Origin of the sequence: Stutzerimonas chloritidismutans AW-1, assembly GCF_000495915.1 — a bacterium.
Classification (GTDB): domain Bacteria; phylum Pseudomonadota; class Gammaproteobacteria; order Pseudomonadales; family Pseudomonadaceae; genus Stutzerimonas; species Stutzerimonas chloritidismutans.
In genome coordinates this window covers 19467-27136 of sequence record NZ_AOFQ01000020.1, presented here as the reverse complement: position 1 = coordinate 27136, position 7670 = coordinate 19467, and the positions used below count along the sequence as shown (strand labels likewise).

The window sequence follows — 7670 nt, the reverse complement described above, 5'->3', positions numbered from 1 at the left end:
CCCCGCAGGGCGTTTCTCCCCCAATCCTGAACCCCGCCAGTACGGCGCGGTGCAGGAGCCGGTGCACATTCTGATGAAGGTGGAAACCCACAACCACCCGACCGCGATCTCGCCGTTCTCGGGTGCTTCCACCGGTTCCGGCGGCGAGATTCGCGACGAGGGCGCCACCGGCCGCGGCGCCAAGCCAAAGGCGGGTCTGACGGGTTTCACCGTCTCCAACCTGAACATCCCCGGCTTCGAGCAGCCGTGGGAACAGGCCTACGGCAAGCCGGAACGCATCGTCACGCCGCTGGACATCATGATTGAAGGCCCTCTGGGCGGCGCCGCGTTCAACAACGAGTTCGGCCGCCCGGCGCTGACCGGTTACTTCCGTACCTTCGAGCAGTCGATCAACACGCCGCGCGGCGACGAGGTGCGTGGTTATCACAAGCCGATCATGCTCGCTGGCGGCATGGGCAATATCCGTGAAGATCACGTGCAGAAGGCCGAGATCACCGTTGGCGCCAAGCTGATCGTGCTCGGCGGCCCGGCCATGCTGATCGGCCTGGGCGGCGGCGCCGCCTCCTCGGTCGCGACCGGTGCCAGCTCGGCCGATCTTGATTTCGCCTCGGTACAGCGCGAGAACCCGGAAATGGAACGCCGCTGCCAGGAGGTCATCGACCGCTGCTGGCAGCTGGGCGACCAGAACCCCATCGCCTTCATCCATGACGTCGGTGCCGGTGGCATTTCCAATGCCTTCCCGGAGCTGGTCAACGATGGCGGCCGCGGTGGCCGCTTCGAACTGCGCAACGTGCCCAACGACGAGCCGGGCATGGCCCCGCACGAGATCTGGAGCAACGAGTCCCAGGAGCGTTACGTGCTGGCCGTCAGTGCCGCCGATTTCGAGCGTTTCCAGGCTATCTGCGAACGTGAGCGCTGCCCGTTCGCGGTTGTCGGCGAGGCGACCGAAGAGCCACAACTGACTGTCACCGACAGCCATTTCGGCAACACCCCGGTGGACATGCCGCTCGAAGTGCTGCTCGGCAAGCCGCCGCGCATGCACCGCAGCGCCAGCCGCGAAGCGGAATTGGGCGATGACTTCGATGCGGCTACTGTCGATCTGAATGAGGCGGTCACCCGGGTGCTGCGCCACCCAGCGGTCGCCAGCAAGAGCTTCCTGATCACCATCGGCGACCGCAGCATCACCGGCCAGGTAGCGCGCGATCAGATGGTCGGTCCGTGGCAGGTGCCGGTCGCCGACTGCGCCGTCACGGCTACCAGCTACGACGTTTACACCGGCGAGGCCATGGCGATGGGCGAGCGTACGCCGCTGGCGCTGCTGGATGCCCCGGCGTCGGGCCGCATGGCCATCGGCGAAACGCTGACCAACCTGGCAGCGGCACGCATCGAGAAGATCTCCGACATCAAGTTGTCCGCCAACTGGATGGCCGCCGCCGGCCACCCCGGCGAAGACGCGCGGCTGTACGACACCGTGCGAGCCGTCGGCATGGAGCTGTGCCCGCAGCTGGGCCTGACCATTCCGGTGGGCAAGGACTCGATGTCAATGAAGACCCATTGGTCGGAGGAGGGCGCCGAGAAAAGCGTGACCTCGCCGATGTCGCTGATCGTTTCCGGCTTCGCCCCGGTCACTGATATCCGCCAGACCCTGACCCCGCAGCTGCGCCTGGACAAGGGCGCAACGGACCTGATCCTGATCGATCTGGGACGCGGCCAGAACCGCATGGGCGCTTCGATTCTTGCGCAGGTGTATGGTCAGCTTGGTCGCCAGGCGCCCGACGTCGATGATGCCGAAGACCTGCAGGCGTTCTTCGCTGTGGTCCAGGGACTGAACGCCGATGGTCTGCTACTGGCCTACCACGACCGTTCCGACGGTGGTCTGCTGACCGCTGTGCTGGAAATGGCGTTTGCCGGTCACTGTGGCCTGAGTCTGAATCTCGATGGCCTGCTGGAGAGTGCCGCAGATGTCGCACCGATGCTCTTCAACGAGGAGCTTGGTGCGGTGATTCAGGTGCGTCAGGACGACACCGAGATCGTGCTGGCACAGTTCAGCGCAGCCGGTCTGGGTGACTGTGTCGCGGTCATCGGTCAGCCGGTCAACAATGGCCATGTGTCGATCAAGCACGGCGAGAACGAAGTCTTCGCCGGTGAGCGCCGTCTGCTGCATCGGCAGTGGGCGGAAACCAGTTACCAGATCCAGCGTCTGCGCGATAACGCCGAGTGCGCCGATCAGGAGTTCGACGCGCTGCTCGAAGAGGACAACCTGGGTCTCAGTGCCAAGCTCAGCTTCGACGTGAACGAGGACATCGCGGCGCCCTACATCAAGCGTGGCGTTCGTCCACAGATTGCGGTGCTGCGCGAGCAGGGCGTCAATGGCCAGGTGGAGATGGCGGCGGCGTTCGACCGCGCCGGTTTCGCCGCGGTCGACGTGCACATGAGCGATATTCTTTCCGGGCGTGTCAGCCTTGAGGAGTTCAAGGGCCTGGTGGCCTGCGGTGGCTTCTCCTACGGCGACGTGCTCGGCGCCGGTGAAGGCTGGGCCAAGTCGATCCTGTTCAATGCGCGTGCACGGGATGGCTTCCAGGCCTTCTTCGAGCGCAAGGACAGCTTCGCTCTCGGCGTGTGCAATGGTTGCCAGATGATGAGCAACCTGCACGAGCTGATCCCGGGCACCGAGAACTGGCCGCACTTCGTGCGTAACCGCTCGGAGCAGTTTGAAGCGCGGGTGGCGATGGTTCAGATTCAGGATTCGCCATCGATCTTCCTGCAGGGCATGGCCGGCTCCCGTCTGCCGATCGCCATCGCCCACGGCGAAGGCCATGCGGAGTTCGAGAGCGAAGAGGCCATGCTGCAGGCAGATCTTTCCGGCACCGTGGCGCTGCGCTTCGTGGATAACCACGGCAAGGTCACCGAGCGTTACCCGGCCAACCCGAACGGCTCGCCGCGCGGTATCACCGGTCTCAGCAGTCGCGATGGTCGCGTGACCATCATGATGCCGCACCCCGAGCGGGTGTTCCGCGCCGTGACCAACTCCTGGCGCCCTGACGAGTGGCAGGAAGACGGCGGCTGGATGCGCATGTTCCGCAATGCGCGGGTCTGGGTCGACTGACCGACCGGGTCAATCTGGCCATTCCCGAGGAGCCCGTCGATAGCATATCGGCGGGCTTTTTCATTTGTGACAAAGGTCTATGAACCGGTAGCGCAAAGCGTCGTCTGAGCTATGACGCGACGCACTATTCGGTGCCCCACGGATGGCAGAATGCCAGTTCGCTCGGCCGGTGGAGGTCGGGCTCATCTGCACGGAGAGGTCGATGTACAAGCTGTGCTTCTATGTTCCAGACAGTCATCTGGAAGCGGTCAAGAAAGCAGTGTTCGCCGCCGGCGCTGGCCGCATAGGCGCATATGACAGTTGCTGCTGGCAGGTGCTGGGGCAAGGGCAATACCGCCCGTTGGAGGGTAGCCAGCCTTTTATCGGGCAAGCCGGGCAGGTGCAGCACGTTCCCGAGTGGAAGGTCGAATTGGTTGTGGCGGACGAGTTGATTCACGACAGCGTGAAGGCAATGAAGAAGGCCCATCCCTATGAAACGCCTGCGTTCGACGTCTGGCGTTTGTCCGACATGCAGTTCTAGCCAGCCGTACTGGGTGCGTGCTTAGCTGTAGTGGCGCCCCGACATCCGTTACGGGCGAATCTCGATCAGCGTGCCATCCTTCACCAGCGCCCAGATCTCGCGCATGTCGCTGTTGCTCAGCGCGATGCAGCCCTCGGTCCAGTCCAGGGTGTGAAAGAACCACTCCGGATACTCCTCATCCAGTGGCGTGCCGTGCAGCATGATCATGCTTCCAGGCGCTACGCCTTCCTGCTGTGCGCGGGCCAGGTCACGCGCGTTGGGGTAGGAGATGTGCATCGACAGGTTGTATTTGTCGCTGGTCTTGCGCCAGTCGATCCAGTAGAAGCCTTCCGGCGTGCGCTTGTCGCCTTCGCGCAACTTTGCGCCGTCGGGTTGTTTGCCCAGCGAAACGCGATAGCTCTTGAGTGTCTGGCCAGCGCTGACCAGATGGAGTTTGCGTTCCGACTTGATTACCAGCACTTTGTCGATGGGTGAACCGCCCAGGCTGGGCGTCGCATTGGCGTGGGAGAACGCGGTAAAGGTGAGGCAGAGCAGGGCGAGCAGCCAGCGCATCGAGGCTTTCCTTCGAACTTCATCAGACCTGTATGTGCCAGCCGGTCCGGCAGACACTTCAGTCTGCGCGGGCGTGGCCCTGCTGGCGGTTGCGATAGCTTGTCACGGCCTCGTTGCGCACCGGGAAGGTCTGCTGCACCCGGTCGGCGAAGAAGCATTCTAGGGTACGGCCGATGGTCGGAAAAGCCAGCTCGGACCAAGGGATGTCTTGCTGATGAAAGAGCTTCACTTCCAGGCTTTCGTCTCCGGCACAGAAGTCCAGATCGACGAGCTCGGCGCGGAAGAACATGTAGACCTGATTGATATGTGGCAGGTCGAACAGGGTATACAGCTGCAGGTCACGCACTCTGGCGCAGGCCTCTTCGAGTGTTTCGCGCTCTGCGGCCTGCTGCATGGTTTCGCCGTTCTCCATGAAGCCGGCCGGCAGGGTCCAATAGCCCCGGCGCGGTTCGATCGCACGCCGACATAGCAGCACGCGATCATCCCAGACGGGTACGCAGCCGGCGACGATCCTCGGGTTCTGATAGTGCACCGTTTGGCAGCTGTCGCAGACGAAGCGCGGCCGGTTGTCGCCGTCCGGTACTCGGACCAGCACCGGATCGCCGCACTGGTTGCAGTATTTCATGGGTGCCTTCCTGATTGCTCCGGGAAATATTGGGCCGTTCACACGGATTCGGCAAGGCAGCCTCTGCGCCATTCGGGGTGGCTCTGACCCGCCTGGTTCGCAGTTGTAACATTGATATCGCATCGAGGCGTTGGAGCTTCTCGTTTGGCGCTCTCCGGGCCTTGGGCGGCTCCGCCTTTCATGCCATGATGCCGATCAAAGACGAAACGAGAAAATACATGCTGGACACAATACTCCACCGGGTGCGCGCTCATTCCCCGCATCTTCTGGAGCCGGAAGGCCGCCTGCCCGAGGCGGCCGTGTTGATGCCAATCACCCGCAGCGAGTCGCCGGAGCTGGTGCTGACGCTCCGCGCCGCCGGTCTTTCCACCCATGGTGGAGAAGTGGCGTTTCCCGGCGGTCGACGCGATCCGGAAGACCGCGATCTGCTGCACACCGCGCTGCGTGAGGCCGAGGAAGAGGTAGGCCTGGCGCCAGGCATGGTCGAGGTCGTCGGCCCGCTCAGCAGCCTGGTGTCGGTGCATGGCATCCACGTCACGCCTTACGTCGGTCTGGTTCCGGACTATGTCGAGTACCGCGCCAACGATGCCGAAATCGCCTCCGTGTTTTCTGTGCCGCTGGAATTCTTCTGCGAGGATCCGCGCGAGGTCACGCACCGCATCGATTACCAGGGACAGAGCTGGTACATCCCGTCCTACCGCTATGGCGAATACCAGATTTGGGGCCTGACCGCGATCATGATCGTCGAGCTGGTCAATGTCATATATGACGCCGGCATCGAAATGCGCCGCGCGCCTGCCGCATTCATCGATCTGTCCGGGCGGCGCGAGCCCTGAGCTGCACTGTCGCAGGGGCGAGCGGTATTCCTGTGGCCTGAGTACAACTGACAAGAAGAGGTGTGTCGTGAAATACCGTCTGGGAGAGTCGCGGGTCGAAGCGCATCCGCAAAGCTGGGTAGCCCCCAATGCCACGCTGGTCGGCAAGATCAGGCTGGATGCGGGTGCAAGCGTCTGGTTTGGCGCCGTGCTACGCGGTGACAACGAGTTGATCCACATCGGTGAGAACAGCAATGTGCAAGACGGCAGCGTGATGCACACCGATATGGGGCATCCGTTGACCCTGGGTACCGGCGTCACGGTTGGCCACAACGCCATGTTGCACGGTTGCACGGTCGGTGATTACAGCCTGATCGGCATCAATGCGGTGGTGCTCAACGGCGCGAAGATCGGCAAGCACTGCATCATTGGCGCCAACACCCTGATTGCCGAGGGCAAGGAAATTCCCGATGGCTCGCTGGTGGTCGGCTCGCCGGGCAAAGTGGTGCGTGAGCTGAGCGATGAGCAGAAGAAGCTGCTCGAAGCCAGCGCCGCTCACTACGTGCATAACGCTCAGCGCTACGCGCGTGAGCTGGAGCGCGATGAGTGAACACGCAGGAAAAGCCGGTCGCCTCGCCCTGTGTCAGTCTCTGCGCTCTGGATGAGGATGACCTGTGCGTCGGTTGCCAGCGAAGCGCGGATGAGATCCGGCGCTGGGGGTTGATGAGCAACGAGGAGCGGCGCGAGGTGCTTCAACGCTGCAGCGAGCGACTTCGCCTCAGTGGCCAGCTGATGTAGGCGCGTGCCGGGTTCGTTTGTATTTCCAGAGTCGCGAGGATTCCATGCCAAGAATAGGTACACCATTGTCTTCCAGCGCTACGCGCGTCCTGCTCTGTGGCTGCGGCGAGCTTGGCAAGGAGTTGGTTATTGAGCTGCAGCGGCTTGGCGTGGAAGTCATAGCAGTCGACCGCTACGCCAATGCACCAGCCATGCAGGTGGCGCACCGCAGCCACGTGGTCGACATGCTCGACGGTGCTGCGCTGCGAGCGGTGATCGAGCAGGAGCGACCGCATTACATCGTGCCGGAGATTGAGGCCATCGCCACCGCTACCCTGGTCGAGCTGGAGGGCGAAGGCTACACCGTGATACCCACGGCCCGGGCCGCGCAGCTGACGATGAATCGCGAAGGCATTCGCCGCCTGGCCGCAGAGGAGTTGGGCTTGCCGACTTCACCCTATCGCTTCGCGGATTCGCTGGAAGAGTGTCGCTCGGCGGCGATGGCGCTGGGCTTTCCCTGTCTGGTCAAGCCGGTGATGAGCTCGTCCGGCAAGGGACAGTCGGTGTTGCGCAGCGAAGCCGATATCAATGTCGCCTGGAATTATGCGCAGGCCGGTGGTCGCGCAGGTCGCGGGCGAGTCATCGTTGAAGGCTTTATCGACTTCGATTACGAAATCACCTTGCTGACGGTGCGCCATACGGGTGGCACGAGCTTCTGCGAGCCGGTCGGCCATCGCCAGGAGAAGGGCGACTATCAGGAGTCGTGGCAGCCACAGCCGATGGCGCCGGCGGCGATGGCCGAGGCGAAGCGCATTGCACTGGCGGTCACTGAGGCGCTTGGTGGGCGGGGCATCTTTGGCGTCGAGTTATTCGTCAAAGGCGATCAGGTCTGGTTCTGCGAAATCTCCCCGCGTCCTCACGATACCGGTCTTGTGACACTGGTTTCGCAGGACCTGTCCGAGTTCGCGCTGCATGCGCGGGCCATTCTCGGCCTGCCGATTCCGTGCATCCGCCAGATGGGCCCTGCGGCTTCGGCGGTGATTCTGGTAGAAGGTGAATCCACCGAAGTGAGCTTCGGCAATCTCGCTGCTGCGCTTGCAGAACCGGATACCGCGCTGCGTCTGTTCGGCAAGCCCGGTGTAAGCGGCCAACGGCGCATGGGGGTCGCGCTGGCGCGGGACGTATCCATCAATGCGGCGAGAGAGAAGGCGTTGCGTGCAGCTGCTGCGGTGAAAGTGGAGCTGTGAGGGTGGCGGGCTGGCTTGCTGCCGGCCC

The 7670-nt window shown here is 63.1% G+C and carries 8 protein-coding genes; 6 read left to right on the top strand and 2 right to left on the bottom strand.

The genetic code is table 11. The features are described from left to right. Both purL and F753_RS32540 read left to right on the top strand, forming a co-directional pair. On the top strand, nt 1-3106 hold a 3106-nt coding region (gene purL, locus F753_RS32545), incomplete at its 5' end, for a phosphoribosylformylglycinamidine synthase (protein WP_031297426.1). Between the two features lie 202 nt (nt 3107-3308). After that, nucleotides 3309-3626, top strand: coding sequence for a YqfO family protein (locus tag F753_RS32540; protein WP_023444756.1), 318 nt, complete (start codon nt 3309-3311; stop codon nt 3624-3626). Between the two features lie 48 nt (nt 3627-3674). Here the strand turns inward: F753_RS32540 and F753_RS32535 are convergent, their stop codons facing one another. Then, entirely contained in the window at nt 3675-4178 is a 504-nt protein-coding gene (locus tag F753_RS32535) for a L,D-transpeptidase family protein (protein WP_014821249.1), read from the bottom strand. Nucleotides 4179-4236: 58 nt separating this feature from the next. Then, nucleotides 4237-4803, bottom strand: coding sequence for an NUDIX hydrolase (locus tag F753_RS32530; RefSeq protein WP_014821248.1), 567 nt, complete (start codon nt 4801-4803; stop codon nt 4237-4239). Between the two features lie 218 nt (nt 4804-5021). Between F753_RS32530 and F753_RS32525 the strand changes: the two genes are divergently transcribed. The 4 genes from F753_RS32525 (at nt 5022) to purT (ending at nt 7642) form a co-directional block, all read left to right on the top strand. Beyond that, the gene (locus tag F753_RS32525) at nt 5022-5639 is read left to right on the top strand and encodes a CoA pyrophosphatase (protein ID WP_014821247.1); all 618 of its coding nucleotides are present in this window, start codon (nt 5022-5024) and stop codon (nt 5637-5639) included. Between the two features lie 67 nt (nt 5640-5706). Next, complete coding sequence (locus F753_RS32520) at nt 5707-6228, top strand: gamma carbonic anhydrase family protein (RefSeq protein ID WP_023444755.1); 522 nt, start codon at nt 5707-5709, stop codon at nt 6226-6228. After that, the gene (locus F753_RS32515) at nt 6225-6416 is read left to right on the top strand and encodes a DUF1289 domain-containing protein (protein ID WP_023444754.1); all 192 of its coding nucleotides are present in this window, start codon (nt 6225-6227) and stop codon (nt 6414-6416) included. The genes F753_RS32520 and F753_RS32515 overlap by 4 nt, the downstream gene beginning before the upstream one ends. Before the next feature lie 44 nt (nt 6417-6460). After that, nucleotides 6461-7642 (top strand): formate-dependent phosphoribosylglycinamide formyltransferase, encoded by a 1182-nt coding sequence (gene purT, locus F753_RS32510; RefSeq protein WP_031297424.1) that lies wholly within the window; start codon nt 6461-6463, stop codon nt 7640-7642. The last annotated feature ends 28 nt before the right edge of the window (nt 7643-7670 follow it).